The 26,907-nt window shown below is 69.0% G+C and carries 23 protein-coding genes, 1 tRNA gene and 1 riboswitch; of the genes, 16 read left to right on the plus strand and 8 right to left on the minus strand.

Annotation, left to right across the window (positions count from 1 at the left end; genetic code table 11):
* Positions 1-74 precede the first annotated feature (74 nt).
* Positions 75-725, plus strand: a complete 651-nt coding sequence (locus tag HMPREF9336_RS08465) for a mycothiol-dependent nitroreductase Rv2466c family protein (protein WP_007470892.1) — start codon at positions 75-77, stop codon at positions 723-725.
* Here HMPREF9336_RS08465 and HMPREF9336_RS08470 read toward each other — a convergent pair.
* Positions 722-1,945 (minus strand): M48 family metallopeptidase, encoded by a 1,224-nt coding sequence (locus tag HMPREF9336_RS08470; RefSeq protein WP_021030366.1) that lies wholly within the window; start codon positions 1,943-1,945, stop codon positions 722-724. The two genes, HMPREF9336_RS08465 and HMPREF9336_RS08470, sit on opposite strands and share 4 nt — an antisense overlap.
* Before the next feature lie 137 nt (positions 1,946-2,082).
* On the opposite strand from HMPREF9336_RS08470, the gene HMPREF9336_RS08475 reads away from it, so the two are divergent.
* Positions 2,083-2,547 (plus strand): ribose-5-phosphate isomerase, encoded by a 465-nt coding sequence (locus HMPREF9336_RS08475; protein ID WP_007470896.1) that lies wholly within the window; start codon positions 2,083-2,085, stop codon positions 2,545-2,547.
* An 11-nt stretch (positions 2,548-2,558) separates the two neighbouring features.
* Here the strand turns inward: HMPREF9336_RS08475 and HMPREF9336_RS08480 are convergent, their stop codons facing one another.
* Together HMPREF9336_RS08480 and HMPREF9336_RS08485 are read right to left on the minus strand one after the other, a co-directional pair.
* Complete coding sequence (locus tag HMPREF9336_RS08480; protein WP_007470898.1) at positions 2,559-2,741, minus strand: hypothetical protein; 183 nt, start codon at positions 2,739-2,741, stop codon at positions 2,559-2,561.
* A 302-nt stretch (positions 2,742-3,043) separates the two neighbouring features.
* A tRNA-Gly gene (locus HMPREF9336_RS08485) sits at positions 3,044-3,114 on the minus strand.
* Positions 3,115-3,312: 198 nt separating this feature from the next.
* On the opposite strand from HMPREF9336_RS08485, the gene HMPREF9336_RS08490 reads away from it, so the two are divergent.
* Together HMPREF9336_RS08490 and HMPREF9336_RS08495 are read left to right on the plus strand one after the other, a co-directional pair.
* Positions 3,313-3,852: a hypothetical protein gene (locus HMPREF9336_RS08490; protein WP_007470901.1), complete on the plus strand. Its 540-nt coding sequence runs from the start codon at positions 3,313-3,315 to the stop codon at positions 3,850-3,852.
* A 165-nt stretch (positions 3,853-4,017) separates the two neighbouring features.
* Positions 4,018-5,454: an aldehyde dehydrogenase family protein gene (locus tag HMPREF9336_RS08495; RefSeq protein WP_007470903.1), complete on the plus strand. Its 1,437-nt coding sequence runs from the start codon at positions 4,018-4,020 to the stop codon at positions 5,452-5,454.
* Between the two features lie 16 nt (positions 5,455-5,470).
* On the opposite strand, the gene HMPREF9336_RS08500 is transcribed toward HMPREF9336_RS08495, so the two are convergent.
* Complete coding sequence (locus tag HMPREF9336_RS08500; protein WP_007470905.1) at positions 5,471-5,935, minus strand: tRNA (cytidine(34)-2'-O)-methyltransferase; 465 nt, start codon at positions 5,933-5,935, stop codon at positions 5,471-5,473.
* 51 nt (positions 5,936-5,986) lie between these two features.
* Between HMPREF9336_RS08500 and HMPREF9336_RS08505 the strand changes: the two genes are divergently transcribed.
* A complete protein-coding gene (locus HMPREF9336_RS08505) occupies positions 5,987-6,844 on the plus strand; it encodes a bifunctional methylenetetrahydrofolate dehydrogenase/methenyltetrahydrofolate cyclohydrolase (RefSeq protein ID WP_007470906.1) in 858 nt (285 codons plus the stop codon).
* On the plus strand, positions 6,841-7,188 hold the full coding sequence (locus HMPREF9336_RS08510; protein ID WP_007470908.1) for a DUF3017 domain-containing protein: 348 nt from the start codon (positions 6,841-6,843) through the stop codon (positions 7,186-7,188). Before HMPREF9336_RS08505 ends, HMPREF9336_RS08510 begins: the two co-directional genes overlap by 4 nt.
* A 4-nt stretch (positions 7,189-7,192) precedes the next feature.
* On the opposite strand, the gene metX is transcribed toward HMPREF9336_RS08510, so the two are convergent.
* A complete protein-coding gene (gene metX, locus HMPREF9336_RS08515) occupies positions 7,193-8,347 on the minus strand; it encodes a homoserine O-acetyltransferase MetX (RefSeq protein WP_007470909.1) in 1,155 nt (384 codons plus the stop codon).
* Positions 8,344-9,651: a bifunctional o-acetylhomoserine/o-acetylserine sulfhydrylase gene (locus HMPREF9336_RS08520; RefSeq protein ID WP_007470912.1), complete on the minus strand. Its 1,308-nt coding sequence runs from the start codon at positions 9,649-9,651 to the stop codon at positions 8,344-8,346. Before HMPREF9336_RS08520 ends, metX begins: the two co-directional genes overlap by 4 nt.
* A 113-nt stretch (positions 9,652-9,764) precedes the next feature.
* A riboswitch (SAM riboswitch) is annotated at positions 9,765-9,881 on the minus strand.
* A gap of 148 nt (positions 9,882-10,029) precedes the next feature.
* Here HMPREF9336_RS08520 and HMPREF9336_RS08525 point away from each other — a divergent pair.
* From HMPREF9336_RS08525 to HMPREF9336_RS08535, 3 genes are read left to right on the plus strand one after another with little or no spacing between them, the layout of a single operon-like run.
* Positions 10,030-11,247, plus strand: a complete 1,218-nt coding sequence (locus HMPREF9336_RS08525; RefSeq protein WP_007470915.1) for an NADP-dependent isocitrate dehydrogenase — start codon at positions 10,030-10,032, stop codon at positions 11,245-11,247.
* A gap of 43 nt (positions 11,248-11,290) precedes the next feature.
* Entirely contained in the window at positions 11,291-11,737 is a 447-nt protein-coding gene (locus tag HMPREF9336_RS08530) for a glyoxalase/bleomycin resistance/extradiol dioxygenase family protein (RefSeq protein WP_051357315.1), read from the plus strand.
* Positions 11,727-16,484: an NAD-glutamate dehydrogenase gene (locus tag HMPREF9336_RS08535; RefSeq protein WP_021030368.1), complete on the plus strand. Its 4,758-nt coding sequence runs from the start codon at positions 11,727-11,729 to the stop codon at positions 16,482-16,484. Before HMPREF9336_RS08530 ends, HMPREF9336_RS08535 begins: the two co-directional genes overlap by 11 nt.
* A 10-nt stretch (positions 16,485-16,494) precedes the next feature.
* Here the strand turns inward: HMPREF9336_RS08535 and HMPREF9336_RS08540 are convergent, their stop codons facing one another.
* Positions 16,495-17,673 (minus strand): permease, encoded by a 1,179-nt coding sequence (locus HMPREF9336_RS08540; RefSeq protein ID WP_007470925.1) that lies wholly within the window; start codon positions 17,671-17,673, stop codon positions 16,495-16,497.
* A 127-nt stretch (positions 17,674-17,800) separates the two neighbouring features.
* Between HMPREF9336_RS08540 and HMPREF9336_RS08545 the strand changes: the two genes are divergently transcribed.
* A complete protein-coding gene (locus tag HMPREF9336_RS08545) occupies positions 17,801-18,781 on the plus strand; it encodes an adenosine deaminase (protein ID WP_007470927.1) in 981 nt (326 codons plus the stop codon).
* On the opposite strand, the gene HMPREF9336_RS08550 is transcribed toward HMPREF9336_RS08545, so the two are convergent.
* The gene (locus tag HMPREF9336_RS08550; RefSeq protein WP_007470930.1) at positions 18,774-19,661 is read right to left on the minus strand and encodes a LysR family transcriptional regulator; all 888 of its coding nucleotides are present in this window, start codon (positions 19,659-19,661) and stop codon (positions 18,774-18,776) included. The two genes, HMPREF9336_RS08545 and HMPREF9336_RS08550, sit on opposite strands and share 8 nt — an antisense overlap.
* A 119-nt stretch (positions 19,662-19,780) precedes the next feature.
* Here HMPREF9336_RS08550 and HMPREF9336_RS08555 point away from each other — a divergent pair, with 119 nt between their 5' ends.
* From HMPREF9336_RS08555 to HMPREF9336_RS08580, 6 genes are all read left to right on the plus strand, one after another.
* Entirely contained in the window at positions 19,781-20,974 is a 1,194-nt protein-coding gene (locus tag HMPREF9336_RS08555; protein ID WP_007470932.1) for an NAD-dependent formate dehydrogenase, read from the plus strand.
* Between the two features lie 69 nt (positions 20,975-21,043).
* Positions 21,044-21,571, plus strand: coding sequence for a thiol:disulfide interchange protein (locus HMPREF9336_RS08560; protein ID WP_007470934.1), 528 nt, complete (start codon positions 21,044-21,046; stop codon positions 21,569-21,571).
* The gene (locus HMPREF9336_RS08565; RefSeq protein WP_007470936.1) at positions 21,568-22,437 is read left to right on the plus strand and encodes a cytochrome c biogenesis CcdA family protein; all 870 of its coding nucleotides are present in this window, start codon (positions 21,568-21,570) and stop codon (positions 22,435-22,437) included. Before HMPREF9336_RS08560 ends, HMPREF9336_RS08565 begins: the two co-directional genes overlap by 4 nt.
* Entirely contained in the window at positions 22,434-23,141 is a 708-nt protein-coding gene (locus HMPREF9336_RS08570) for a DUF8185 domain-containing protein (protein ID WP_007470937.1), read from the plus strand. Before HMPREF9336_RS08565 ends, HMPREF9336_RS08570 begins: the two co-directional genes overlap by 4 nt.
* A 32-nt stretch (positions 23,142-23,173) precedes the next feature.
* A complete protein-coding gene (gene uvrA / locus HMPREF9336_RS08575; RefSeq protein ID WP_007470939.1) occupies positions 23,174-26,038 on the plus strand; it encodes an excinuclease ABC subunit UvrA in 2,865 nt (954 codons plus the stop codon).
* A complete protein-coding gene (locus HMPREF9336_RS08580; protein ID WP_007470940.1) occupies positions 26,035-26,904 on the plus strand; it encodes an acyl-CoA thioesterase in 870 nt (289 codons plus the stop codon). The genes uvrA and HMPREF9336_RS08580 overlap by 4 nt, the downstream gene beginning before the upstream one ends.
* Positions 26,905-26,907 lie beyond the last annotated feature (3 nt).

The raw sequence follows: 26,907 nt of genomic DNA on the forward strand, positions 1-26,907 counted from the left end.
ACGGCAGCGGTGGTGTTGGATGAAAGCGGCCCGTGTGCTACCGCGCAACCGAAGAAAACGACTAAGGAGACTCCGTGGCGGAGAACGACAGAGATTTGATCGAGTTTTGGTTCGACCCGGCCTGTCCGTGGTGTTGGCTCACGTCCCGCTGGATCCTCGAAGTCGAGAAGGTCCGCGACGTCGAGGTGAAATTCCACATCATGAGCCTCTACGTCCTCAACGAGGGCCGCGAGGGGCTGTCCGACTTCTACCGCGAGCTGATGCCGAAGACTTTGGCTTCGGTCCGAGTGATCGAGGCCGCGCGGCAGAAGTTCGGCGAGCAGATCGTCAGCCCGTTGTACACCGCGATCGGCTCGCGCATCCACCAGCCCCGGCCGGAGGACGCGGAACGCCCGGATCAGCGCGAGCTCATCCCTGCCGCGCTCGCGGAGGTCGGTCTGCCCGCCGAGCTGATCGACGCGGCGACGGCGGAGGCGTTCGGCTCTGGGCCGTACGACGAGGCCATCCGGGCCAGCCATCACGCCGGCATGGACAAGGTCGGCCCCGACGTCGGGACGCCGACCATCCACATCAACGGCTCGGCTTTCTTCGGCCCGGTCATCTCCCGCGTCCCGAAAGGGGAGGAAGCGGGGAAGGTGTGGGACGGAGCCGTCGCGCTCGCGAGCTTCCCGTATTTCTACGAGTTGAAGAGGACCAGGACCGAAGGCCCCCAGCTCGCCCTTTAGGCGGGCGGGGTCGCGCCGCCGCCGATCGTCGGGAACGATTGGGGAGCCCATTGGCGGTGGAGCTGGACGGCCTCCGGCTGGGCGGCGAACGCGTGGGACGGCTGCGCGGGCGCAGATTCCGAAGGCGCGGCGGCAGTGGCGGACGGCAGGCCGCCGAGCGGCACGGACGGGATGACCCCGGCGGGCGGCGGCACGGGCTGCGGCGAGCGCGGCGGGATGATCCCCGGCGTGAATTTCGGCGCGAAGAAGAGCTTGCCTGCTCGGGAGCGGTCCCGCAGCGCCCAGGCGCGCCAGGTGCCGATCGGGTGGCTGGCGAGGAAGTTCACGAACCACGTGAAGAACCCCCGCTCCCGCGCGGCCCGGTCGGCGTACGCGTCCACGTCGATCTGGTGGTTCAAATATTTGCCGCCGGCGAGCAGGCGCATCGTCCCCATCGCGCCTTGTGGGCGGACGCAGTAGCCGTGGTTGTCGGCGGTGTACTCCTGCGACCGGGAGAGCGCCATTTGCAGCGGCGGGAAATATTGCGAGAGCTGTAGGACCAGCATCCGCCAGTAGCTTGTGTGCCCCGCCGAGATGTGCCCGACCTCGTGGCTGATCACGAAAGCGAGCGCGTCGGGGTCGCGGGCCTCGCCGCCGACCTCGAACAGATCGCTGTAGACGGTGACAAAGCGCCGGTAGCCGTGGCCGGAGGCGTTCGCGTTGATCGTGCCGCTGCCGGACATCACGTAGGCTTCGGGGATTTTCTTGAGCCCGTAGTGCCGCGCCGCGTCCACCACCATTTGATAGGCCTGGGGGAACTGCGTCGGGGTGATCTCGACGGCCTGCGCCCTGCGGACGCCCCAGAGCACGCCTCGGCCGAAGAGGAGGAGCAAGGGCGCGAGCATCACGAGGAGGAACGGCAGCACTGCGGTCAGCCGTTCTATCAGCTTGGGGTGGGCGATTTGGAGCACGTCTTTGCCGAGGGCCGGATCGTGGACCACGACCGCTTTGTCGGGCACGTTCACGTACGTGGCCACGGCGAGCGCGAGCACCAAGAGCACCACGCCGAGCACGAACAGTATGGTGATGACAAGCAACGGGATTTCCCCGGGATGGCGGGGGATCTGGAACTTGGCGTGCTGCGGAGGGCTCTGGTGCTGTCCATGCGGGTGCTGGTACGCCTGTGGCTGTGCGCGGTAGGGAAGGTGGCCCGCCCCGCCGCTGTATGGGATGTCCGTCATAGCGTCATGGAGCCTAGCAGTGAAGGCTTATTTTTCCCTGTGACGAGCCACTCGCGGCGGATGTGTCTTCGCGGGCGCTCACGTGTGTCTTCGGGGGCGCTCACGGGCGGCGCTCTTCGGTCTGCAAGACTGGGCTTGTGCGTATTTACCTCGGCGGCGACCACGCCGGTTTTGAGTTGAAAAGCGTTGTGAAACGCCACCTGCTCGACAAAGGCTACGAAGTCTTCGACTGCGGCGCCTACGAGTACGACCCGCAGGACGACTACCCGGTCTTCTGCGTCGACACCGCCCGGCAAGTGGTCGCGGACCCCGGCAGCCTCGGCATCGTGTTCGGCGGCAGCGGGAACGGCGAGCAGATCGCGGCGAACAAAGTGCCAGGCGCGCGCTGCGCGCTCGCCTGGAGCACGCAAACCGCGCAGCTCGCCCGCGAGCACAACAACGCGCAGCTCATCGGCATCGGCGGGCGCATGCACACCGAGGAAGAGGCTTTGGCGATCATCGAAGCCTTCCTCGGAGCCCAGTGGTCCGGCGAGCCGCGCCATCAGCGGCGGATCGACCAGCTCGCGCATTACGAGCGCACGGGCGAGTTCGAGAAGGCCTAGCGCCCGAACGCTCAGCGTCCTCCGAGCGCGGTCCCTTCGACGTTCTGGATCGTGCCGGTCGCGTGGTTCGCGCCCTGGTTGGTGACCGAGTCGTTGTTGGTGAGGACCACGTTGTCCGGGACGGCCGCCGCGTAGGAGGCAGCTCCGAACAGTCCGGAGAGCGCGATCAGGGCACTGGCTGCGAGGGTTTTCATGGCGGTCTTCCTTTCTTGGTTCGTCGTCCGGTCGATCAAGTCTCGGCCTTTCGGCGGTTTTCGCTTCCCTGGATGTAACCCAATCATCCGATGTTTTATTCCAAGGATCTCCGATCGGCGGCCTGCGCGCACCATAGCGATCTACCTGGGGCGCAGAGGACGTTGTGGTCAAGCGGGCGATCGCCGACGCGGATTTGGCCCTGGTCCACTCGCTGGGACAGGAGGAGGAGCGGTCCACGGTGGTGGCGGACGCGTTCCGGGTGGAAAGCGGCGAGATTGTCGAGCGTCTGAGGGCCCTGCGGAGCGGGCGACGGGAATCGAACCCGCGTAATCAGTTTGGAAGACTGAGGCTCTACCATTGAGCTACGCCCGCGCGGCCCGCCCGAAGGGCGGAACATGTCGATAGTACAGAACGCGTCAAGTCGGGTGCTCGGATCCGGTTCTTGAGGCGGCGCCTCAGTTTTCCTCGGTGTTTAATGGCGACCTTCCCTTCTCGGGCTTCGGCATGACAAAATGATCGCGAGGTCGAGAAAGCACCGACCCGACGACACGAGCCGACAGGACAAGAACCATGAAGACCATCGCCACGAGCGCGCTGTTCGCCTCCGCTTTCGCCACCTCGCTCGGATTCTCCTCCGCCGTGGCGGCGGCTGAGCCCGCGCACGAAGCCCCGGTTGCCGCCCACTACGGCAACGACGACCAGGTGCTCGGCCAGGGCTCCAACCTCGGAGCCGAGCAGCTGGTGGGCCCCGGCCAGGGCGGGCAGAAAGCGACGACGGCCGACGTGAAGCGCGCGGCGGACGACGCCGACGACGAGGACGATGAGGACGAGGACGATGGGGAGACTCCGGGCCGTCCGGGCGGCAACACCCATTTGCCCCGCAACGGCATCACGCACGACAATTCGGACAGCGATCAGGACGATGACGACGCCCCGGTCGCGAAGACCGGGGACCAGGTCCCGTCCCGTCCGGGCGGAAAGACGCACTTCAGCCGCAACGGCATGGAGCACGACAACAGCGATCACCCGGTGACGGGGCAGGGGCCGAACAAAGGCACCGGCACGCTGAACGACACTTTGGACACCGCAGGCGGCAAGCACCACCGCTGACCGGCATGCTCTGGCCGAAAGCGCCCGTCGAACCTTGGTTCGGCGGGCGCTTTCGTTTCCCCCGCCCACGTCTCGTGACACATCCTCGGACGAGGCGTACGCTGTATTTGTGTTATGAACCATTGAGCAATATCACTTATTGTGCGTCGGCGTGAAAGGGACGATATGACTACTGCGGCTGTCCATAGGAACGGCAAAGCCCAAGAGGACGCGGCTCAAGCGAATATCTTCGAGTCCGAGGCGCGCAGCGTTGTCGCCGGGCTCCGGGCCACGTTCGACTCCGGGCGCACCAAGGACGTCGGCTGGCGGCTGCGCCAGCTGGAAGCGCTCGAGCGGATGCTCGCGGAGAACGAGACGGCCATCGCGGAGGCCGTCGAGAAAGACTTGGGCAGGGACGCGTTCTACACCTGGTTCGTCGAGATCCAGGCGGTCACGATGGAGAGTAAATTCGCGCGCAAGAATCTGCGCAAATGGGTGAAACCCGTCAGGGTCGGCCTCCCGCTTTCGTTCAAGGCGCTGGGCAGGGGGCGCTACGCGGCCTCGCCGCTTGGCGTGGTGATGGTGGTCGGCCCGTGGAACTACCCGATCAACCTGTCGCTCGGCCCGCTCATCGGCGCGCTCGCGGCGGGCAACGCGGTGGTCGTCAAGCCGTCCGAGCTGACGCCCGCGTCCGCGCGCCTGCTCGCGGAGCTCATCCCGCGCTACCTCGACAAAGACGCGGTCCGAGTGGTGGAAGGCGGGCCGGACGAGACGCAGGCGCTCATCGCGCAGAAGCTCGACCACATCATGTTCACCGGCAGCGGGCGGGTCGGCAAAGTCGTCGCAGCGGCAGCGGCGGAGCACCTCACGCCGGTGACCCTCGAACTCGGCGGGAAGTGCCCGACGATCGTCGCGCGGGACGCGAACCTGGACGTGGCGGTGCGACGGATCGTGTCCACCAAGCTCATCAACGTCGGCCAGACGTGCATCGCCCCGGACTACGTGCTGGTGGAGAAGCCGGTGGCGGACGAGTTCGTGCGCAAGCTGGTCGCCGAGTTCAAGAAGCAGCGGGCGGACGCGGGGCGCGACGTGCGGGTCATCAACCGCAAGCACGCGGAGCACATCGCGCGCCTTTTGGACTCCTGCGGCGGCGACCGCGTCCTTCCTGGCAAGGTGGACCTGGAGACGTTCCAGGTCGAGCCCTCGGTCGTCGTTGATCCAGATCCGGGCTCGCCGCTCATGCAAGAGGAGATCTTCGGCCCGATCCTCCCGGTGGTCCCAGTCGGCTCCCTCGCCGAAGCGACGGCGTTCGTGCGCGAACGCCCCCATCCGCTCGCGGTGAACATCTTCACCTCCTCCAAGGCGGTGGAGCAGCAGATCCTCGCGCAGACCACCACGGGGGCGGCGGTGATCAACTACGCCGCGTTCCATTTCGGCATGCCGATGCTGCCGTTCGGCGGGGTCGGCGCGAGCGGGTACGGGACGGCCAAGGGCGAGTTCGCGTTCCGCACGTTCAGCCATTTGCGCGCGGTGTTCGAGGTGAAGGCCTGGCCCGACCTGCCGCTGCTCTACCCGCCGTTCACCAAGGCCAAGCGCACGCTGGTGCGGGCGATGATCCGCTAGCGGAGGCCCGAAGCGGTCAGGAGCTGCCCGCGAAGCCGTGCTGGCGCCACGCCTCGTAGACCGCGAGCGTCGCGGCGTTGGCGAGATTGAGCGAGCGCCTGCCCGCCAGCATGGGGATCCGCAGGCGCTCGGCGACCCTGGGATGGCGCGCGACCTCCTCGGGGAGGCCGGTCGGCTCGGGGCCGAACAGCAGCACATCCCCCTCCTGGTAGGCGATGTCGCTGTGGCGCGCCGAGCCGGACGTGGTGAAGGCGAAGACCCGAGCGCCGGGGACCGCCCGCAGCGCCGTGGCGAGGTCCGGGTGGACGACCACGTGCGCGAGGTCGTGGTAGTCCAGACCAGCCCGCCGCAGCTTCGGCTCGGAGAGGTCGAAACCGAGCGGCTCCACGAGATGCAGCTCGCAGCCGGTGGCCGCGGAAACACGGATCATGCTGCCGGTATTGCCTGCGATCCGAGGCTCGAACAGCATCACTCGGAACACGCGGCCCCCCTGTCCGTCCATCGGGCGGGGGAGGTTTGAGAGACTAGAGACATGACTGCGATTGTGCTCGATGTCCGATCTGTCCGCGATCAGATCATGGACGATCTGGCCAAACGTGTCGCGGGCCTCGCCGAGCGGGGCGTGGTCCCCGGCCTTGGCACCATCCTGGTCGGCGACGATCCCGGCAGCCACTCCTACGTGCGGGGCAAGCACGCAGACTGCGCCCAGGTCGGCATCAACTCGCTCGCCCGCGAGCTTCCGTCGGACGCGACGTTCGAGCAAGTCGCCTCGGTGATCGACGAGCTCAACGAGGATCCGACGTGCACCGGCTACATCGTGCAGCTGCCGTTGCCCGGGCACTTGGACGAGAACGCCGCGTTGGAGCGCATCGACCCCGACAAGGACGCGGACGGGCTGCACCCGACAAGCCTCGGCAGGATGGCGCTGGGCATCCCCGCCCCGCAGGCCTGCACGCCGAAGGGGATCGTGCATCTGCTCGCCGTGTCGGGCGTGCCGCTCGCCGGGGCCGACGTTGTGATCGTCGGCAGGGGGGTGACCGTGGGGCGCCCGCTGTCGATCCTGCTCTCCCGCCCGCCGTACAACGCGACGGTGACCGTGTGCCACAGCAGGACCAACGACCTCGCCGCGCATGTGCGCCGCGCCGACGTGGTGGTCGCCGGAGTGGGTATTCCTGGGTTCATCACCAAGGACATGGTCCGTCCTGGCGCGGTGGTCATCGACGTCGGCCTCACCCGGACCGAAGCCGGCCTGGTCGGGGACGTGAGCCCGGATGTGCGCGAGGTGGCCAAAGCGGTGTCGCCGAACCCGGGCGGGGTGGGCCTTTTGACCAGGGCCATGCTGCTCGCCAATGTGGTGGAGCTCGCCGAACGGGGGACGCGGCAGCCGTGACCGAGCTGAAGTCGGAACCGGCCGTCCCCGGCGCAGGGGATAGCGGACGGCGCAGGGCGCTGCGGTTGCGGCTGTTGTTGAACCAGGCGCCGTTTCTCGTGGTCGTCTTCTTGCTGCTGGTGGCGGCGGTGCTCATCGAGCTCGACCGGTGGCGGCGCGGCGGCGCGGTGATCGGGGCGGCGGTGCTCGCCGGGGCCGTCTTCCGGGCCGCGCTGCCGACGAACCGGGTGGGCCTTTTGGCGGTGCGCGGCAGGCTCTTCGACGTGCTCGCGCTCGCGCTGGTCGGGGCGGCGATCCTTTGGGTGTCGTGGACGATCAATCCGCTCGGCACGAGGGCCGGATGAGCGTCTAGCCCCGCTCGGCGAGCGTCAGCGTCTCCGCGATCAGCTTGCCCACCGCTTCGGCTTCGACCAGGAACCCGTCGTGGCCGAATTGGGAGTGGATGACGCGCAGGGGGGACGCGGCGGCCAAATGCTTCGCGATCTGCGCCTGCTGGTGGAGCGGGTAGAGCCGGTCGCTGTCGATTCCGGCGACCACGGTCGGGACGGCGCATCCCGCGAGCGCAGCCTCGACCCCGCCCCGGCCCCGGCCAACGTCGTGGTGGTTGAGCGACCCGGAAAGCGCGACGTAGCTGCCTGGGTCGAACCGGACGGCGAGCTTGCGCGCCTGATGGTCCAGATAGCTGGAGATGGCGTAGCGGCCCCGCCACAGCGGCTCCTCGTCGCCTTGCGGGGTGTTCTGGAACCGCTCGTCGAGCTCGGCCTCGGACCGGTAGGTGAGATGCGCGAAGCGGCGGGCGATCCCCATGCCGACGAGCGGGACGCGTCCGGTGTCGTAATAGTCGCCGCCGTGCCAGTCCGGATCGGCCTCGATGGCTTGGATCTGCGCGGTTTGCGTGCCGATCTGGTCCGCCGAGGCCCGGGCGCCGACCGCGAGGACGAGCCCGCTCGCGACCCTCTCGGGATGGCCGACGAGCCATTCCAGCGCGCGGGCTCCGCCCATGGAGCCGCCGATGACGCTCGCGAACCGCTGGATCCCGAGGACGTCGGCCAGCGCGACTTCGGCGCGGACCTGGTCGCGGACGGTGATCCGGGGGAAGCGCGAGCCCCACGCCCGCCCGTCCGCCGCAGGGGAAGACGGCCCGGTCGACCCGTTGCACCCGCCGAGGACGTTGGCGGCGACGACGCACCAACGGTTCGTGTCCAAGACGGCTCCGCGTCCGACTGTGCCGTCCCACCAGCCTGGGCGGTGCCCGTCCGGCTCGTCCGCGCCGGCGACGTTGTCGTCGCCGGTGAGCGCGTGCAGCACGAGCACGACGTTGTCCAAGTTCGGCGTGGGCTTGCCCCAACGGCGGAACGCGATCACGACCTCGGACAGCGCTCCGCCACGATCGAGCGCGACCGAGCCGACCAAGGCGCGCTGCGGCTCCCCGTCCGGACGGTGTGTCCACGAGGAGGGGGTCCGGTCCAGGAGGTCGCGCGGGAAGGAGGCGGTGATGGTCAACCGGCGGCCGCCTTGAACCCGAGCTGCAGGTCGGCGAGGATGTCGTCGATGCCTTCGAGGCCGACTGCGAGCCGCACGAGGCCAGGGGTGACCCCCGCCTGCAGCTGGGCCTGGGGAGGCAGCTGGGAGTGCGTGGTTGAAGCCGGGTGGATGACCAAGGAGCGCACGTCGCCGATATTCGCGACGTGGCTGTGCAGCTGCAGGGCGTTGACGAATCGTTTCCCGGCTTCGAGGCCGCCGTCGATCTCGAAGGCGAGGACCGCGCCCTGGCCCTTCGGCAGGAGCTGCTTCGCCCGCTCGTGCCACGGCGAGGAGGGCAGCCCGGCGTAGTTGACCGACAGCACCTGCGAGTGGTCCGCGAGGAACTGGGCCACCCGCTGCGCGTTGGCGACGTGCCGCTCCACGCGGAGGCTGAGCGTCTCCAGCCCCTGGGCGATGAGGAACGCGTTGAAGGGGGAGAGCGCAGGCCCCAGGTCGCGCAGGAACTGGGTGCGGGCCTTGAGCGCGTACGCGGGCGGGCCCTGCTCGGCCCACACGAGGCCGTGGTAGCTCGGGTCCGGCTCGGTGAACTGGGGATAGCGGCCCGAAGTCCAGTCGAACGTGCCGCCGTCGATCAGAACGCCCGCAATCGCGGAGCCGTGCCCGCCGAGGTATTTCGTCGCCGAGTGCACCACGACATCGGCTCCGTGCGCGAGCGGGTTGAGCAGGTACGGGGTGGCGACGGTGTTGTCCACCACCAGCGCGATGCCGTGCTCGTGCGCGACCGAGGAGACTCCGGGGATGTCGAAGACGTCGTTGCGGGGGTTGGAGATGCTCTCGCCGAAGAACGCCTTGGTGTTCGGGCGGATCGCGGCGCGCCAGTGGTCAAGGTTGTCCGGGTCCTCGACGAAGTCGACCTCGATCCCGAGCTTGGGCAGGGTGTGCTGCAGGAGGTTCTGCGTGCCGCCGTAGAGCCGGGGGCTCGACACGATGTGGCCGCCCGCCTCGGCGAGGTTGAGGAGCGCGATGGACTCGGCGGCCTGGCCCGAGCTCAGCAGCAGCGCGGCGACGCCGCCTTCGAGGGCCGCGATCCGCTCCTCGACCACCGTGGTCGTCGGGTTGGAGAGCCGGGTGTAGGCGTGCCCTTCCGGGGAGAGCGCGAACAGGGCCGCCGCGTGGTCGGTGTCGCGGAAGACGTACGAGGTGGTCTGGTAGATCGGCAACGCCCTGGCGTAAGTCTGCGAATCTGGGGTCTGACCTGCGTGGATCTGCTTGGTCTCGAAGCTCCAGTTCGAGGTGTCGGCTGCGGTGAAGGTGTCGGTCACGGGCGCTCCAAAATATCGAGGGTGTTGCGTTGAGAGGGATACCACATGTCACGGCCTCCTTGCTGCGTCCGCCGATCTCGCGCGACCAGCCTCCCTGAGTCCCCTCGTCCGGGGACCCGCGCTTGCCGCCTGCGTTTGCGCAGGTGGGCCAGGTCCTCACCCGGAGCACCCCACCGCGGTACGGGGGTTGCCGACTAGCCAGCCGGGGCTTCTCGCTAGCACTCTTGACCTGGGAACATCATAGCCCATCGTGACGGGGGCCATGGCGGCGCGGGGTCTGTCCGGGCGTGGCGTGAGGACGGGGTAAGTTGAAAACGTCAGGCGCCACACCCCGGCGCAGATTTGACGCACACCGATCCCAGGAGGGCCGGGCACCGAATGTCCAAGATCAAGGTAGAGGGCGTCGTCGTGGAACTTGACGGCGACGAGATGACACGCATTATCTGGAAGTTCATCAAAGACAAGCTCATCTATCCCTACTTGGACATCGACCTGGAATATTACGACTTGGGGATCGAGCACCGGGACGCCACCGACGACCAGGTGACCGTCGAAGCGGCCGAGGCGATCAAGCGCCACGGCGTCGGGGTCAAATGCGCGACCATCACCCCGGACGAGGCGCGCGTGGTGGAATTCGGCCTGAAGAAGATGTGGAAGTCCCCGAACGGGACCATCCGCAACATCCTTGGCGGCACGATCTTCCGCGCCCCCATCATCATCAAGTCGGTGCCGAGGCTGGTGCCGGGCTGGACCAAGCCGATCATCATCGGCCGCCACGCCTTCGGCGACCAGTACCGCGCGACGGACTTCAAGGTCCCCGGCCCCGGCACGGTCACCATCACCTACACGCCATCCGACGGCGGGGAGCCGATCCAGCACGAAGTCGTCAAGATGCCCGAGCAAGGCGGCGTGGTGATGGGCATGTACAACTTCACCCAGTCGATCGTCGACTTCGCGAGGGCCTCGCTCAACTACGGCCTGCAGCAGAACTACCCGGTGTACCTCTCCACGAAGAACACCATCCTCAAGGCGTACGACGGCTTGTTCAAGGACGTCTTCCAGGAGGTCTACGAGAAGGAGTTCAAGGCGGAGTTCGACGCGGCGGGGCTCACCTACGAGCACCGGCTCATCGACGACATGGTGGCCTCGGCCCTCAAATGGGAGGGCGGCTACGTCTGGGCCTGCAAGAACTACGACGGCGACGTGCAGTCCGACACCGTGGCGCAGGGCTTCGGCTCGTTGGGCCTGATGACCTCGGTGCTGCTCACCCCGGACGGCAAGATCTGCGAGTCCGAGGCCGCGCACGGCACCGTGACCCGGCACTACCGCCAGTACCAGCAGGGCAAGCCCACCTCCACCAACCCGGTGGCCTCGATCTTCGCCTGGACCCGTGGCCTGGCGCACCGGGGCAGGCTCGACGGCACCCGCGAGGTCGAAGGCTTCGCGCACAAGCTCGAAGACGTGGTGGTGCGGACCATCGAGGACGGGAAGATGACCAAGGACCTCGCCCTTTTGGTCGGCGGCGACCAGGGCTGGCTCACCACGGAGGAGTTCCTCTCCGTGCTGGACGAGAACTTGCAGGCGGAACTTGCCTAGGCACTGAAGAAACGGCGGAACCTGAGGAGGCGCGCACGTGAGCATCCGCGTGGGGATCACCAACATCATCGTGGACGACCAGGAGCAAGCGGAGCGCTTCTACACCGAGGTGCTCGGTTTCGTCAAGCATGCGGACGTCCCGGCGGGAGGCGCGCGCTGGCTGACCCTGGCCGCCCCGGACGCCCCTCGTCTCCCGGACGGGAGCCCCGTCGTGCAGCTGCTCCTCGAGCCCGCCGGGCTCGAGGCCGCGAAGACGTACAAACGAGCCCTGTACGAAGCGGGGATTCCATATACGATGTTCTTTGTCGACGATCTCAAAGCGGAGCACGCTCGGCTCAGCGGAGCGGGAGTCCGGTTCGCCTCGGAGCCCTCGGACGTCGGCGACGGTTTCGCAGCTGTTTTCGACGATCAAGGCGGAAATTTGATCATGCTCTACCAGGCCCATGAGCACGGGCAGGGGGAAGGGGAGAGCGGTGTCGATGCGGATTGATCTCGCGCAGCTGGGCCGGTCGCTCGGCGACCTCTCCCCGGAGCAGCGGTACTGGCTCAACGATCTCGCGAAGGCGTACACGGAGTCGGCCGAGCCCGACCTGCAGTCCGTCCTCGACCACATCAGCCTCGGCATGGCGCGTCACACTGGAGCCGACCGGGCGTGGGCGGCGCGGTTCGGCGCGGTCCCGAAGATCTTCGTCGTCACCGACGACATGCCCCTGCTCGTGCAGTCGGTCTCCTCCCTCGTGGAGTCGTCCGGGGCGAGGATCACAGGGCTGGACCACCCGATCCTCGCCGTGCGCAGGGACGGTTCGGGGAACCTCGTGGACGTGGTCCTCGACGAGGCAGCCGCGACGTACGCGTTCAAGGAGTCGTGGATCCAGGTCACGCTCGGGGAGGACACATCGGACGAGGCCGTCGCCGCCATCGGGGCCGAACTGCCCGGCGTGCTTCGCGACGTGCGGCAGGTCAGCGCCGACCATTCGATGATGCTCGACCACTTGGCCCAGCTCGCGGACGCGCTGCCGCGCCAAGGGGTGGGAGCCGAGCTTTCGAGCACCTCCCGTCTGTTGCGGTGGCTGGCCGAGGAGCATTTCGTCCTCCTCGGCTACCGGTCCTACGACCCGGACATGGGCGGGCAGTGGTGGCCGGACGCGGACAGCGGCCTCGGCGTGCTGCGCGGCGGCGCGCTCGAGCCGATCGCCCCGCCCGCCCCTGGCGCAGCCCCCGCCTTCGCGCCGACTGGCGGGCAGGTCCTCGCGGTGGCGCAAAGCCCCCGGCCCTCCACCGTCGGCGCGCTGCGCCACCCGTACATCGTCATGGTGCGGGAGATCGACCCCCAAGGCGCGCCGCGCAGGGAGCACCGCTTCCTCGGGATGTTCCCCGTGTCCGCCGTCTACGAGAACATCCTGGACATCCCGGTGGTCGCGGAGCGGGCGCTGGAGATCTTGGCGCGCTCGGGGGTGGCGCTCGGCTCGCACTCCGGCCAGCAGATCCTCGAAGTCATCTCCGGGCTGCCGCGCCCGGAGCTCTTCTCGGCGGACCTCGACACGCTGCACAAGATCGCGTCCTCGACGCTGTCCATCGACGCGCGGCGCAGCTTGCGGCTCTTTTTGCGCGAGGATCCGCTCGGCGAGCGCGTGCTGGCGTGGACGCGGCTGCCGCAGGACCGCTACACCACCGCCGTGCGCCTGGCGATGCAGGACATCCTGGTGCGCGAGCTGGGGGGAGCGAGCATCGACTACACCGCGCGGGTGACCGAATCCGCGCTCGCCTGGGTGTTCTTCACCGTCCGGGGGCCCTTCTCCGTCCGGCCGGACTGCTCGGCGGCCAACGAGGCGCGGATCCAAGGGCTCCTCGCCGCCGAGACCAGGACGTGGACGGACCGGCTCGCGGACGAGGCCGGGCTGTCGCCGAAAGCGGCGCAGTGGTACGCGAAGGCGCTGCCCGCCGCGTACCGGGAGGACTTCACGCCGACGGAGGCGGCGGAGGACGTCGCGGCGCTCGAGGCGCTGTCCGAGGGCGAGGTCCGGGCGCGCCTTGACCCGGTCGACGTGGCCCATCGGAACGGGGCCGAAGCGGCGCTGACGCTGTACGTCCGGGGCGGGCCGGTGACGGTGAGCATGATCCTGCCGTTGACGACGAGCCTCGGGCTCACCACGCTGTACGAGAAGCCGTACGAGGTGCGCCGGTCGGACGGCGCGGAGTGCTGGATCTACCAGTTCGGCCTGCGGCCGGACGACGTCGAGACGGGCGTGCGCCTGGCGGACCCCGAGGTCCGCGCGAAACTCGTCGAGGCTTTCGAGGCGCTCTGGCGGGGCGAGGCCGAGGCCGACGAGCTGGGCGTGCTCACGTTGCGGGCGGGGCTCAACTGGCGGGAGGTCGCCCTGCTGCGCGCCTACGCGCAGTACCTGCGCCAGATCGACTTCCCCTACCCGGCGAACCACATCAGCCGGGTGCTCGTCCGCTACGCCGACACCGCCGCGCTCCTGGTGCGCCTGTTCCTCGCGACGTTCAGCCCCCAGGAAGCCTCCAGCGAGGCGAGGGAGCAGGCGCTCTCGGCGTTGCGCGAGGCGCTGGCCTCGGTGATCTCCTTGGACGAGGACCGGATCCTGCAGGCGTACCTCGACTTGATCGAGGCGACTTTGCGGACGAACTTCTTCCGAGCCGCGGATGTGATCGCGCTGAAGCTCGCGCCCCGGACGCTCGCCGACCTCTCGTTCAAAGACCTGCCAAAGCCGGTGCCGCAGTACGAGGTGTTCGTCTCCTCCCCGAGGGTGGAAGGGGTGCATCTGCGCTTCGGCGCGGTGGCGCGCGGCGGCATCCGGTGGTCGGACCGGCTCTCGGATTTCCGCACCGAGATCCTCGGCCTGGCGAAGGCGCAGACCGCGAAGAACGCCGTCATCGTCCCGGTCGGGGCGAAAGGCGGGTTCGTGGTCAAACGGCACGTGGCCCCGGAGGCGTTGCGCGAGGAGGGCGTCGCCTGCTACAAGCTGTTCATCGGCGGGCTCCTGGACCTGACCGACAACATCGACCCGACGACTCGGGAGGTCGCCGGCCCGCCGGGCGTGGTGCGCCGCGACGGCGACGACCCGTACCTGGTCGTCGCCGCGGACAAGGGCACCGCGACCTTCTCCGACACGGCGAACGAGATCGCCAAGGGCTACGGGTTCTGGCTGGGCGACGCGTTCGCCTCGGGCGGCTCGGTCGGCTACGACCACAAGGCCATGGGCATCACGGCGCGCGGAGCCTGGGAGAGCGTGAAGCGGCACTTCTGGGAGCTGGGGATCGACCCGCAGGAGACCGACTTCACCGTGGTCGGGATCGGCGACATGTCGGGCGACGTGTTCGGCAACGGGATGCTGCGCAGCCCGCACATCAAGCTGCTCGCTGCGTTCGACCACCGCCATGTGTTCCTCGACCCGGACCCGGACCCCCGCAGATCGTTCTCGGAGCGCAAACGCCTCTTCGGGCTGCCCCGCTCTTCGTGGGCCGATTACGACGCCTCGCTGATCAGCGAGGGCGGCGGGGTGTGGCCGCGCAGCGTGAAGGCGGTGCCGCTGAGCCCGCAGGCCCGCGCGGCGCTCGGCCTCCCGGACGGCGTCGCCGAGCTTTCTCCCCCCGAGGTCATCCAGGCGATCCTCAAGGCTCCGGTCGACCTCTTGTGGAACGGCGGGATCGGCACCTACATCAAGTCGAGCGGCCAGTCCGAGGCGGAGGTCGGCGACAAGAGCAACGACGACGTGCGGGTGGACGGGCGCGACGTGCGGGCCAAGGTGGTCGGCGAGGGCGGGAACCTCGGGGTGACCCAGCTCGGCAGGATCGAGTACGCCCGCGCGGGCGGGCGGATCAACACCGACGCCATCGACAATTCCGCCGGCGTGGACTGCTCGGACCACGAGGTGAACATCAAGATCCTCCTGAGCCAGCTCACCCCAGCCGCCGGGCAACTGCCAGAGGACCAGCGCCGGCTGCTGCTCGAATCCCTCACCGAAGAGGTCGGCGAGCTGGTGCTCGCGGACAACGTCGCGCAGAACAACGAGCTCGGCGTCGGCAGGCGCACCTCGGCGGAATACGTGGACGTGCACGCCAGGCAGATCCAAGAGCTGGTCGACCTGGGCAGGCTGGACCGTGCGGTCGAGTTCTTGCCGAGCGGCGAGGAGCTGCGCGAGCGCGCGGCGGCGGGGGAGGGGCTCACCTCTCCCGAGCTGGCGGTGCTGCTGGCGTACGCGAAGCTGAGCCTGAAACACGACCTGCTGGACAGCGATCTGCCCGACAACGAGATCTACGACTCCAAGCTACGGTCCTACTTCCCTTCCGGAATCGGCCCGCAGGCGGAGGCGGCCGTGGGCTCGCACGCGCTGCGCAGGCAGATCGTCGCCACCCAGCTCGCGAACGACATCGTGGACATCGGCGGGACGACGTTCGCGTTCCGCATGGCGGAGGAGTCCGGGGTGTCCGCGCCGGACGTGGCGCGCGCTTTCTCGGCGGCGGTGGAGATTTTCGCCCTGCCAGAGGTGCTCGGGTCGGTGCGCCAGCACGGCGTGCCCGCCTCGGCGGCCGACCAAGTCCTCGTCGAGGCGCGCCGGCTCCTCGACCGGGCGGGCAGGTGGTTGGTGGCGAACCGTCCGCAGCCGCTCGCGGTGCGCTCGGAGATCGCCCGTTACGCGCCGGAGGTGGCGCGGCTCAAAGAGCGCGTGCCGGGTTGGCTGCACGGCGACGACGCGGCGGGCTATCGGGCGGACGAGGCCGGGTTGCTCCGTCTCGGCGCGTCCGAGGATCTCGCCGCGCGGGTGGCCCGGCTGGCCTATGAGTTCCGCCTGCTCGACATTGTGGACGTCGCGGAGCTGACGGACCGCTCGGGCGAGGAGGTCGCCGAACTGTACTTCCGGCTCGGCTCCGAACTCGGCGTGGACCGGGTGCTCAATCTCGCGGCCCTGCTGCCGGTGAAGAACCAATGGCAGGTCAAGGCGCGATCGGCGTTGCGAGAGGAGCTGTACAGCGCGATGCGCACGCTCAGCCTGGACGTGCTGACGGACTCGGACCCCGACGAGCCCGTCAGCGAGCAGATCGCCGATTGGCGGGCCCGGAACTCGACAAGGGTCAGCCGCGCCCAGAACGCGCTCGCCTCGGTTTTCGACAGCGCCGGAGCCTCGGCCTCCGACGACCGCGGGGGCGCGAGCGATCTCGCGGCCGTCTCGGTCGCGGTCCGCTGGGTGCGGTCCATGGGCCGAGGCTCCTACTGAGCCCAGCGGCTCAGTGGTGCTCGCCGTGGCAGGCGTGGTCGTGCTCCGCGTCGGGGCTGCCGCCCATCATGCGCAGCATGGGCAGGCCGCCGGTGGCGAAGAACCGCGCCGTCAACGCGGCCGCGACGAGGAGCAGGGCGATGTTCAGCCAGGTGGTGTAGTTCCATGAGACGCCTTCCTCCATCACCATGGCCGACCGCTCGGCGGGGATGAGGCCCGCCGAGCCGAAGATGAGCTCGACGAGGTATCCGGCCCCGACGGCGGCGGCGTAGAACATGGCGGTGAGCGCCAACGCCATGCGCATCCCGTAGTACTTGCGGTAGATGTTCAAGATCGGCAGGATCAAAAGGTCGGCGAAGATGAACGCCACGATTCCGCCGAAGCTGATGCCGCCGGTCCAGAGCACCGCGGCCAAGGGCACGTTGCCGATGGAGCAGACGAAGGCGAGCACCGCGACGACCGGCCCGACCAGGGGGCCCCACAGCGCGGAGCCGACGGGGTGGTCGGTGAAGAAGAACGCCCGCCAGAACGATTCCGGCACCCACGCGGCGACCGCGCCCGCGATCAACAGGCCCACGATCAGATCCCGCAGGATCGCCGCCCACTCCATGACGAAGACGTGCGAGACGGCGGTGAAGCCTTTGGCGGAGGCGAGCCGCCGCCAAAACCCGACCTCGCCGCCGACCGACATGTCCATCGCGGCGTGCCCCTCCATCGACCCGGCGACGCCGAGCTCCGCCTGCTCGCGGGCCTTCTCGACCAGCCGTTTGCGCAGGAAGAGCCGGAAGAGCACGGCGAGCAGCACGATCATGATCGGCCCGCCGACGAACTCGGCCGCGGCGAACTGCCAGCCCATCAGCAGCGCGAGGACGACGCCAAGCTCGACCACCAGGTTGGTCGAGGCGATCTCGAAGGCCATGGCGGCGGTGAAGTTCGCGCCTTTGCGGAACAGCGAGCGGGCGAGGGCGACCGCCGCGTACGAGCAGGACGACGACGCGGCTCCGAGGACGGAGGCCACCGCCAGGGTCCGAGGGCGGTCGTCGCCCATGAGCCGCACGATCGTCGCTTTGCTGACCGCTGCCTGCACGATGGCCGAGAGCGTGAACCCAAGGATGAGCGCCCAGAGGATTTCCCAGGCCATCGACCCCGCCAATGCCAGTGCGCGCGTGATCGCGCCCCATAGTTCCATGCTGACTGCCTCCTCGATCTGTTCCGCGCGGCGGCGCGCCGCGACCCCAACACTATACCCCCTTGGGGTATATGCGCGCAGGGGAGTTCGCCGCACGGCCCGCCGGTCGGGCGGCTACAGTTGGGCGATGACCCCGCTGCCCGTCGCCGAACTGCACGTCCACGTCGAGGGGACATTGGAAGCCGATCTCCTCGTCGCGCTCGCGCGGCGCAACGATGTGGCGCTGCCGACGTACGACGCCGCCGCGCTGACCGAGCGCTACCGCCATTTCACGAATCTGCAGTCGTTCCTCGACGTGTACTACGCGAACCTCGCCGTGCTGCGCGAGCCGACGGATTTCTACGACCTCATGGCCGCCTACCTGCGTCGTGCCGAAGCCGCAGGAGTGCGCCGGGCCGAAGTGTTCTTCGACCCGCAGACGCATCTGAACAACGGGATCGGATTCGAGGCGGTCATCGAGGGCTTCGCCGCCGCGGTCGCCGACGCGCCGATCTCCGCCGACCTCATCCTGTGCTTCCTGCGCGACCTCGGCCCCGAAGCGGCCGAAGAAACGTTGCGCGCGGCGTTGAAATTCCGCGAGCACTTCATCGGGGTCGGTCTGGACTCCGCGGAAGTCGGCCACCCGCCGCGCATGTTCAAACGCGTCTACGAGATCGCCTCGGGCGAAGGCCTGCGCAAAGTCGCGCACGCGGGGGAGGAGGCCGGGCCTGATTACGTGTGGGAGGCGCTCGACGTCCTCGGGGTGGAACGGATCGACCACGGCGTGCGCTCGCTCGCCGATCCGGAGCTGGTGGCCCGGCTGCGCGCGGACCGGGTGCCGCTGACGGTCTGCCCGCTCTCCAATCTCTGCCTCAAAGGGGTCGGCTCGCTCGCGGAGCATCCGCTCAAGGCCATGCTGGACGCGGGGCTTCTGGTCACGGTGAACAGCGACGATCCGGCGTACTTCGGCGGCCATGTGGACGACAATTTCGCGGCCGTGCGCGCGGCGCTGGCGCTCACGGACGAGGACGTGCGGCAGTTGGCGCTCAACTCGTTCGAAGCAAGCTTCGCCTCCCGCGAGGACAAGGACCGCTGGCGCGCAGAGGCGCTGGCGGCCCGGATCAGCTGAGCCGCAGCCCCCGCGCCGCCTCCACGAGCGCCTTGGTGAGCGGGGGAGTCGGCGAGCCTGCCGCGAACACCAGCCCCATCCGGGTGACCACGGCAGGCTCGACCAGCGGGATGACGGCCGTGTCGCCGCCGAGTTCCCACGCCTGGGCCCACGAAGCAGGGGCCACTGTGGACCAGCGCCCGGTGCCCGCCAGCGCGCAGAGCGAATCGAGCGAATCGGTCTCGACATGGACGCTTATCGAGACTCCGGCCTTCGCGCAGGCTTCGTCCACCAGCGCCCGCCCGCGCATACCGGCGACCAGCGCGGCCATCGGCAGCGCGCTGGCCTGGGCCCACGTGATCGAGCCGGTCTCCGCCGCGAGGAGCCGACGAGGGGCGAGCAGCACGTAGCGCTCCTCGTAGAGCGGCAGCGAGGGCAGGCCCGCCGTGCTCTCGTCGAGGAAGGTGACCCCCGCGTCCAGCTCGAACTCGCGCACTCGTCGCAGCAGCTCGGCTGAGGCCAAATGTGTTTCGAGGCGCACGGTGGCGAGCGGATGGCGGGCGCAGAACGGCGCGATGAGCCGGGTCGCGGCGACGGAGGCTCCCGGCACGGTTCCGATCCGCGCCTGCCCGGACACGCCCGCGCGCAATGCGACAGCCTCCGCGCGCATCGCGTCGTGGTCGGCCAGGAGCCTGCGCGCCCAGACGAGCAGCCGCTCGCCCTCGGGGGTGAGCCCCTCAAAGGCGTGCCCGCGCCGGACCAGCGGGACGCCGAGCTCGCGCTCCAGTTTGGCCAGCGCCTCGGAGAACGCCGGCTGTGAGACGTGGCAGAGTTCGGCGGCTTTGGTGAAATGCCGCTCGGCGGCCAGCGTCACGAAGTATTCGAGTTGGCGCAACTGCACTGCTGCCTCCTTTCATCGGAATTGCCTATCAGAGCCTTGACAGATCGTATTGGACGCGGCGGCGGAGCGGGACGACGCTGGATTCCGAGCAAGAAACCAACAGTGAGGAGCTGGAGACCATGGCGAAAATCGTTGCCGTCCTTTACCCGGACCCGGTGGACGGGTATCCCACGACGTACGCCCGCGACGACATCCCGGTCATCGCGAGCTACCCCGGAGGGCAGAGCGCGCCGACCCCGTCCGCGATCGACTTCGTCCCCGGCCAGCTGCTGGGCAGCGTGACCGGCGAGCTGGGCTTGCGGAAGTTCCTCGAAGCCCAGGGCCACACGCTCGTGGTCACCTCGGACAAGGAGGGGCCGGATTCCGCGCTCGACCGCGAGCTGGCCGACGCGGACGTGGTGATCTCGCAGCCGTTCTGGCCCGCCTACCTCACCGCCGAGCGGATCGCGGCGGCTCCGAACCTCAAGCTCGCGATCACGGCGGGCATCGGCTCGGACCACGTGGACCTCAACGCCGCCATCGCGCGCGGCATCACCGTCGCCGAGGTCACCTTCAGCAACTCGATCAGCGTCGCCGAACACGCGGTCATGCAGATCCTTGCTTTGGTGCGCAACTACCTGCCGTCGCACGCGTGGGTCGCCGAGAAGCGGGGCTGGAACATCGCCGACTCGGTGGAGCGCGCCTACGACCTCGAAGGCATGACCGTCGGCGTGATCGCGGCGGGCCGGATCGGCCTCGCCGTCTTGCGCAGGCTCAAGCCCTTCGACGTGAAGCTGGCGTACACCGACAAGCACCGCCTGTCCGCCGAAGTCGAGGAGGAGCTGGGCCTCACGTTCTACCCGGACATCCCCTCGCTGGTGCGCGCGGTGGACATCGTGGACGTCCACGCGCCGCTCGTGCCCGAGACCCACCACCTCTTCGACGACGCGCTCATCGGCACGATGAAGCGCGGCTCGTACATCGTGAACACCGCCAGAGGCGCGATCATGGACACCGGCGCGGTGGTCCGCGCGCTCGAGTCCGGCCAGCTCGCCGGGTACGCGGGCGACGTCTGGTACCCGCAGCCGCCCGCACCCGACCACCCGTGGCGCACGATGCCGTGGAGCGGGATGACCCCGCACGTCTCGGGCACGACGCTCTCGGCGCAGGCCCGGTACGCCGCAGGGACTCGGGAGATCCTCGAGTCCTGGCTCGCGGGCGCGCCGATCCGCGACGAGTACCTCATCGTGGACGGCGGCAAGCTCGCGGGCACCGGAGCCCGTTCCTACAGCACCAGTGGCAGCGGGTCGAGCCCAGGATCGAGCGGGAAGTAGCCGCGAAGCCTCGCCCCGGTCTCGCCGGGAGCGCCGTCTGACTAGACTGGCTCTGCGGAAAGGCAGGTTATGTCGATCAACCGATTCGTCGCTCTCGTGCCAGTCCTCGCGGCGTTCGCCTCAGCCGGGTGCTCCCACGCGGACCCCGCCGGGGGCTCGAACCCCGCAGCGGCCTCGGCGGCGGGGCACGCGGCTCCCGCGCAGCTCCGCTTCAGCGCGAAGACTCTCGACGGGGCGGACTTCTCCGGCGAGACCCTCGCGGGCAAGCCCGCCGTGCTGTGGTTCTGGGCCCCGTGGTGCCCGACGTGCCAGCGAGAGGCAGCGATGGTCGCCAAGGTCGCCGCTGCGCATCCGGGCGTGGCGTTCGTCGGGGTCGGCGCGCGGGACTCGTTGCCCGCGCTGCAGGACTTCGTCTCGAAGCACAGTCTGACGTTCACCCAGCTCAACGACGCGGACAGCAAGGTGTGGGCCCAGTTCGGGATCACCCGCCAGCCCGCGTACGCGTTCGTCGGGCCGAACGGGTCTGTCGAGGTCGTCAAGGACTCCCTGTCCGAAGAGGAGCTGAACCGCCGGATCGCCGCGATCGACCGGCGATGAACGGCGAAACCGCGCTCAGCTTGGCCCTCGGGGCAGGGCTCGTGGCCGCGCTGAACCCATGCGGCTTCGCGTTCCTGCCGGGCTACCTCGGCCTCGTCATCGCGGGGAGCGGGCAGGACGACTCGCGCTGGCGGGCCGTGCTCCGGGCCGGAGCCGCGACTGTGGCGATGGCGGCGGGGTTCCTCACCGTGTTCGGCCTCTTCGGCCTGGTGATCTCGCCCGTGCTCGCGTCGGCGCAGAAGTACCTGCCGTTCGGCACGGTCGTCGTCGGCGCGCTGCTGATCGCGATGGGGGTCTGGCTCCTTTCCGGCAGGGACGTCGTGGTGATGCTGCCCAAAACGGCGAGCGGCAAGCCGACCGCCCGGCTCGGCTCGATGTACGGCTACGGCCTGGGCTACGCCGTCGCCTCGCTGTCCTGCACCGTGGCCCCGTTCCTCGCCGTGGTCGGCGCGACGTTCCAGCGCGGGTCGCTGCTGACCGGGGTGCTAGCCTTCGTCGCGTACGCGGGCGGCATGGCCGTCACGGTCGGGGCGGTGGCGCTCGCGGTCGCTTTGTTCGGCTCGTCCGTCTCGGCGAAGATCCGGGGCCTGCTGCCGCACATCAACCGGGCCGCCGGGGCGGTCGTCCTGTTGACCGGGCTCTACGTCGCCTACTACGGGTACTACGAGATCCGGCTGTTCTTCTACGACGGCGATCCCAGGAACCCGATCGTCGAAGCGGCGGGCTCGGCGCAGGGCTGGCTCGAAAGCCGAGTCGACGAACTCGGCTTCTGGCCGTTCGCCTGGACCATCGCGGCTATCGTCGTCATCGCAACGGCCCCTGCCGTGCTGCGGCGGCGCGGCAAGGAAAGGAAATCGCAGCAGTGAACGAGGAACGCGCTCTGCAGCTGGCGGACGCGGCAGCCGCGGCGGATCTTTCGAGGTTCGCCGCGGCCGCCGTGCGCCTGGACCCTTCGGCGGTGGTGCGGCTGAAAGCCCGGGCGGGCGGGCGGGTCGGAGCGTGGGCGCAGACCGGTTTCGACGTGCTCGCCACGCGCTCCGCCGTCGGCGAGGTGCGCCCGGCGGACATCGTGGTGGACGCGGCCGAGCTGCGAGACTCCCTCGCGGCAGAAGGATCCCGCGAGGCTCCGCTCGGCTGGGGGTTCGACTCGTCGTGGAAGGGGTCGCTGCCCCCGGAAGACGGGTTCGCGCAGGTGGACGACGTGCCGGTCCGAGAACTCGTGGACCTCGCGCAACGCGGCATGGCGCTGATCGAGGAGCACGCCGGGCCGCAAGGACCGCCGCCCTCGCTGCTCGACTCGGTCGTGGTGACCGCGACGTCGGACGGGGAAGGGCCGGACGGGGAGGGGCTGACAGCGCAAGTGCCGCTGCGCTGCGTGTTCGCGTTGACGGCCATGGGTTTCGTCACGACGCGCACCGGGCGGCCGATCCGCGCGAAAACCGACCGGCTCGCCATTCAGGGCGACGAAGTGGTGCGGATCCGAGCGCACTCGGCTTGGCTGCGGCTGGACACGCGGTTCGGATCGGTCTACTGGCGCCACGCGGGACAGCGCTTGCAGCTCGCGCTCTGACGTTTGTCGGTGCCTGCGTCTACGATAGTGCGGTGACAGATCGGCTCATCATCCGAGGCGCGCGAGAACACAACCTGCGCGGCGTGGACTTGGACTTGCCTCGGGACAGCCTCATCGTTTTCACGGGGCTCTCCGGGTCCGGCAAGTCCTCCCTTGCCTTCGACACTATTTTCGCCGAGGGACAGCGCCGCTACGTCGAGTCCCTCTCGGCGTACGCGCGGCAGTTCCTCGGCCAGATGGACAAGCCCGACGTGGATTTCATCGAGGGCCTCTCGCCTGCGGTCTCCATTGACCAGAAGGCGACCAACCGCAACCCCCGCTCCACGGTCGGCACCATCACCGAGGTGTACGACTACCTGCGTCTGCTCTACGCGCGGGCGGGCACCCCGCACTGCCCCGAATGCGGCGCGGTCATCGCGCGGCAGACCCCGCAGCAGATCGTGGACCAGGTGCTCGCGATGGCCGAGGGCACGAAGTTCCAGGTGCTCGCGCCGGTGGTGCGCACCCGTAAAGGCGAGTTCGTCGACCTCTTCGCGCAGCTGCACGGCCAGGGCTACGCGCGCGCGAGGGTGGACGGGGTGGTCCATTCGCTGGCCGACCCGCCGACGCTGAAGAAGCAGGAGAAGCACGACGTCGAGGTGGTCGTGGACCGGCTCGTCGTGAAGGACTCCGCACGGGTCCGGCTCACCGACTCGGTCGAGACGGCGCTGCGGCTCGCGGACGGCGTGGTGGTGCTCGACTTCGTTGACCTGCCCGAGGACGACCCGAACCGGGAGCGGCGCTTCTCGGAGAAGATGGCCTGCCCGAACGGACACCCCATCGCGGTGGACGACCTCGAGCCCCGCTCGTTCTCGTTCAACTCCCCGTACGGAGCCTGCCCGACCTGCGACGGCCTCGGCGTGCGCAAGGAGGTCGATCCCGAACTGGTGATCCCGGACCCCGAGCTCTCGCTCGCCGAGGGCGCGGTCGCGCCGTGGGCCACGGGGATGAACGCGGACTACTTCCTGCAGCTGCTCGCCGGGGTCGCCGCCGCTATGGAGTTCGACTTCGGCTCCCCGTGGCAGGACTTGCCGCCCGCCGCGCGCAAGGTGGTCTTGGAGGGCTCGGACGCGAAGGTCGAGGTGAGCTATAAGAACCGCCACGGCCGCAAGCGCTCGTACTCGGTGGACTTCGAGGGCGTCGTCCCGTGGCTGCACCGCAAGCTGGGCACCACCGAGTCGGACTTCATGCGCGAGAAGTACGAGGGCTTCATGCGCGAAGTGCCCTGCCACGACTGCGAGGGGTCCCGGCTGCGCCCGGAGATCCTGTCGGTCACCCTCGGCGCGGACGGGAAGTCCATCGCGCAGGTCTGCGCGCTCTCGGTCCGGGAGTGCTCGCAGTATCTGGACGATCTCGTCTTGGACGAGAAGGGCGTGATGATCGCCGGCCGGGTGCTCAAAGAGGTGCAGGCCCGGCTGAAATTCCTCCTCGACGTTGGCCTGGAGTACCTGTCCCTCGACCGGGCGGCGGGCTCGCTCTCCGGCGGCGAGGCGCAGCGGATCCGGCTCGCCACGCAGATCGGCTCGGGCTTGACCGGCGTGCTCTACGTCCTGGACGAGCCGTCCATCGGCCTGCACCAGCGCGACAACCACCGCCTGATCGAGACGCTGACGAGGCTGCGCGACATCGGCAACACGCTCATCGTGGTCGAGCACGACGAGGACACGATCCGCCAGTCCGACTGGGTCGTGGACATCGGCCCCGGTGCGGGGGAGCACGGCGGGAAAGTCGTGCACAGCGGGACCTACCCGGAGCTTTTGAAGAACAAGGAGTCCTTGACCGGGGCCTACTTGTCCGGCCGCGCGGAGATCGCCGTCCCCGACAGCCGCCGCCCGTGGCAGCACAAGCTCACGGTCGTCGGGGCGCGCGAGCACAACCTCAAAGACCTCAGCGCCTCCTTCCCGGTCGGCGTGCTGGTCGCGGTGACCGGCGTGTCCGGCTCGGGCAAATCCACCCTGGTCAACGATATTTTGGCGCGGGTGCTCGCGAACAAGCTCAACGGCGCGCGCCTGCCGGTGGGACGGCACACCTGCGTCACCGGGCTCGACCAGCTCGACAAGCTGGTGCAGGTGGACCAGACCCCCATCGGACGCACCCCGAGGTCGAACCCGGCCACGTACACCGGCGTCTTCGACAAGATCCGCAGCCTCTTCGCGGCCACGCAAGAGGCGAAAGTCCGGGGCTACGCGCCGGGCCGGTTCTCGTTCAACGTCAAGGGCGGGCGCTGCGAGGCGTGCCAGGGCGACGGCACGGTGAAGATCGAGATGAACTTCCTGCCGGACGTGTACGTGCCGTGCGAGGTCTGCAAAGGAGCCCGGTACAACCGGGAGACCTTGGAGGTGCACTACAAGGGCAAGAACATCTCCGAGATCCTGAACCTGCCCATTGAGGAGGCTGCGGAGTTCTTCAAGCCGATCTCCTCGATCAGCCGCTACCTCGACACCTTGGTGGACGTGGGCCTCGGCTATGTGCGGCTCGGCCAGCCCGCGACGACGCTCTCCGGCGGCGAGGCGCAGCGGGTGAAGCTGGCCTCCGAGCTGCAGAAGCGCTCGACCGGCAAGACGGTGTACATCCTCGACGAGCCGACGACCGGTCTGCATTTCGAGGACATCCGCAAGCTCTTGGCCATTGTGAGCGGACTGGTGGACAAGGGGAACACGGTGATCGTCATCGAGCACAACCTGGACGTGATCAAGGCCGCGGACTGGATCGTGGACCTCGGTCCCGAGGGCGGCTCCGGCGGCGGGACGATCGTCGCCGAAGGCACCCCGGAAGAGGTGGCCCGGTCCGAGCGGAGCCACACTGGCAGATTCTTGCGCGACGTGCTCAAGACCCAAGAACTGGAGGCAGTGGGATGACCGAAGCCATCGAGGCCAGCGCGTTGGACCAGAAGCTCGCGCAGATCCTCTCGCTGGAGCGGATCGACCGCGACATCTTCCGGGGCGACGCGGTGCCGAGCAGGCTGCCGCGCACTTTCGGCGGCCAAGTGGCCGCGCAAGCGCTCATGGCCGCGGTGAACACGGTGCCCGAGGACCGGATCCCGCATTCGCTGCACGGCTACTTCCTGCGCCCCGGACGGCCGCACGAGCCAACGGTGTTCACCGTCGGGCGGGTCCGCGACGGCGGCTCCTTCACGACGCGCGAGGTGCACGCGATCCAGGACGGCGAGACCATCTTCGCGATGACCGCCTCCTTCCAGGTCCACACCGACGGCGTGGAGCATCAGGACGAGATGCCTGGAGTGCCCGCGCCCGAGGAGTGCGCCGCGCCGCCGACGTGGCAGTACTTCGCCGAGGAGTGGCCGGATTGGGACGTGCGCCGAGTGCCGAGAGAAGCCTTGGTGGACGCGGACCGCGCGCTGGCGCGACAGCGGGTGTGGATCCGCCACCGCGAGCCGCTGCCGGACTCGCGGGCGCTGCACATCGGCGGGCTCGCCTACTTGAGCGACATGACTCTCCTGATGGCCGCGCGCGGGCCGCACGGCGGTCTGAAGACGCAGGCGAAGGTCGCCTCGCTCGACCACGCGGTGTGGATCATGCGTCCGTTCCGGGTGGACGAATGGCTGCTGTACGACCAGATCTCGCCCTCGGCGCAAGGCGGACGGGCATTGGTGCAGGGCAAGCTCTTCGACCAGTCGGGAAGATTGGTCGCCGCCGTGGCGCAGGAGGGCGGCATCAAACTCGTCCCCGGCGAGGCGGGCAAGCCCACCTGGATCAAGCCGTAAGAC

This window comes from Segniliparus rugosus ATCC BAA-974, assembly GCF_000185725.2.
In the GTDB taxonomy this organism is placed as follows: domain Bacteria; phylum Actinomycetota; class Actinomycetes; order Mycobacteriales; family Mycobacteriaceae; genus Segniliparus; species Segniliparus rugosus.

Coding starts and splice junctions, on each gene's coding strand:
- HMPREF9336_RS08555 (WP_007470932.1), top strand. CDS start 19,781: ATGGCGAAAATCGTTGCCGTCCTTTACCCGGACCCGGTGGACGGGTAT.
- HMPREF9336_RS08540 (WP_007470925.1), bottom strand. CDS start 17,673: ATGGAACTATGGGGCGCGATCACGCGCGCACTGGCATTGGCGGGGTCG.
- HMPREF9336_RS08480 (WP_007470898.1), bottom strand. CDS start 2,741: ATGAAAACCCTCGCAGCCAGTGCCCTGATCGCGCTCTCCGGACTGTTC.
- HMPREF9336_RS08505 (WP_007470906.1), top strand. CDS start 5,987: ATGACTGCGATTGTGCTCGATGTCCGATCTGTCCGCGATCAGATCATG.
- HMPREF9336_RS08580 (WP_007470940.1), top strand. CDS start 26,035: ATGACCGAAGCCATCGAGGCCAGCGCGTTGGACCAGAAGCTCGCGCAG.
- HMPREF9336_RS08470 (WP_021030366.1), bottom strand. CDS start 1,945: ATGACGGACATCCCATACAGCGGCGGGGCGGGCCACCTTCCCTACCGC.
- HMPREF9336_RS08560 (WP_007470934.1), top strand. CDS start 21,044: ATGTCGATCAACCGATTCGTCGCTCTCGTGCCAGTCCTCGCGGCGTTC.
- HMPREF9336_RS08565 (WP_007470936.1), top strand. CDS start 21,568: ATGAACGGCGAAACCGCGCTCAGCTTGGCCCTCGGGGCAGGGCTCGTG.
- HMPREF9336_RS08525 (WP_007470915.1), top strand. CDS start 10,030: ATGTCCAAGATCAAGGTAGAGGGCGTCGTCGTGGAACTTGACGGCGAC.
- HMPREF9336_RS08490 (WP_007470901.1), top strand. CDS start 3,313: ATGAAGACCATCGCCACGAGCGCGCTGTTCGCCTCCGCTTTCGCCACC.
- HMPREF9336_RS08545 (WP_007470927.1), top strand. CDS start 17,801: ATGACCCCGCTGCCCGTCGCCGAACTGCACGTCCACGTCGAGGGGACA.
- HMPREF9336_RS08495 (WP_007470903.1), top strand. CDS start 4,018: ATGACTACTGCGGCTGTCCATAGGAACGGCAAAGCCCAAGAGGACGCG.
- HMPREF9336_RS08535 (WP_021030368.1), top strand. CDS start 11,727: ATGCGGATTGATCTCGCGCAGCTGGGCCGGTCGCTCGGCGACCTCTCC.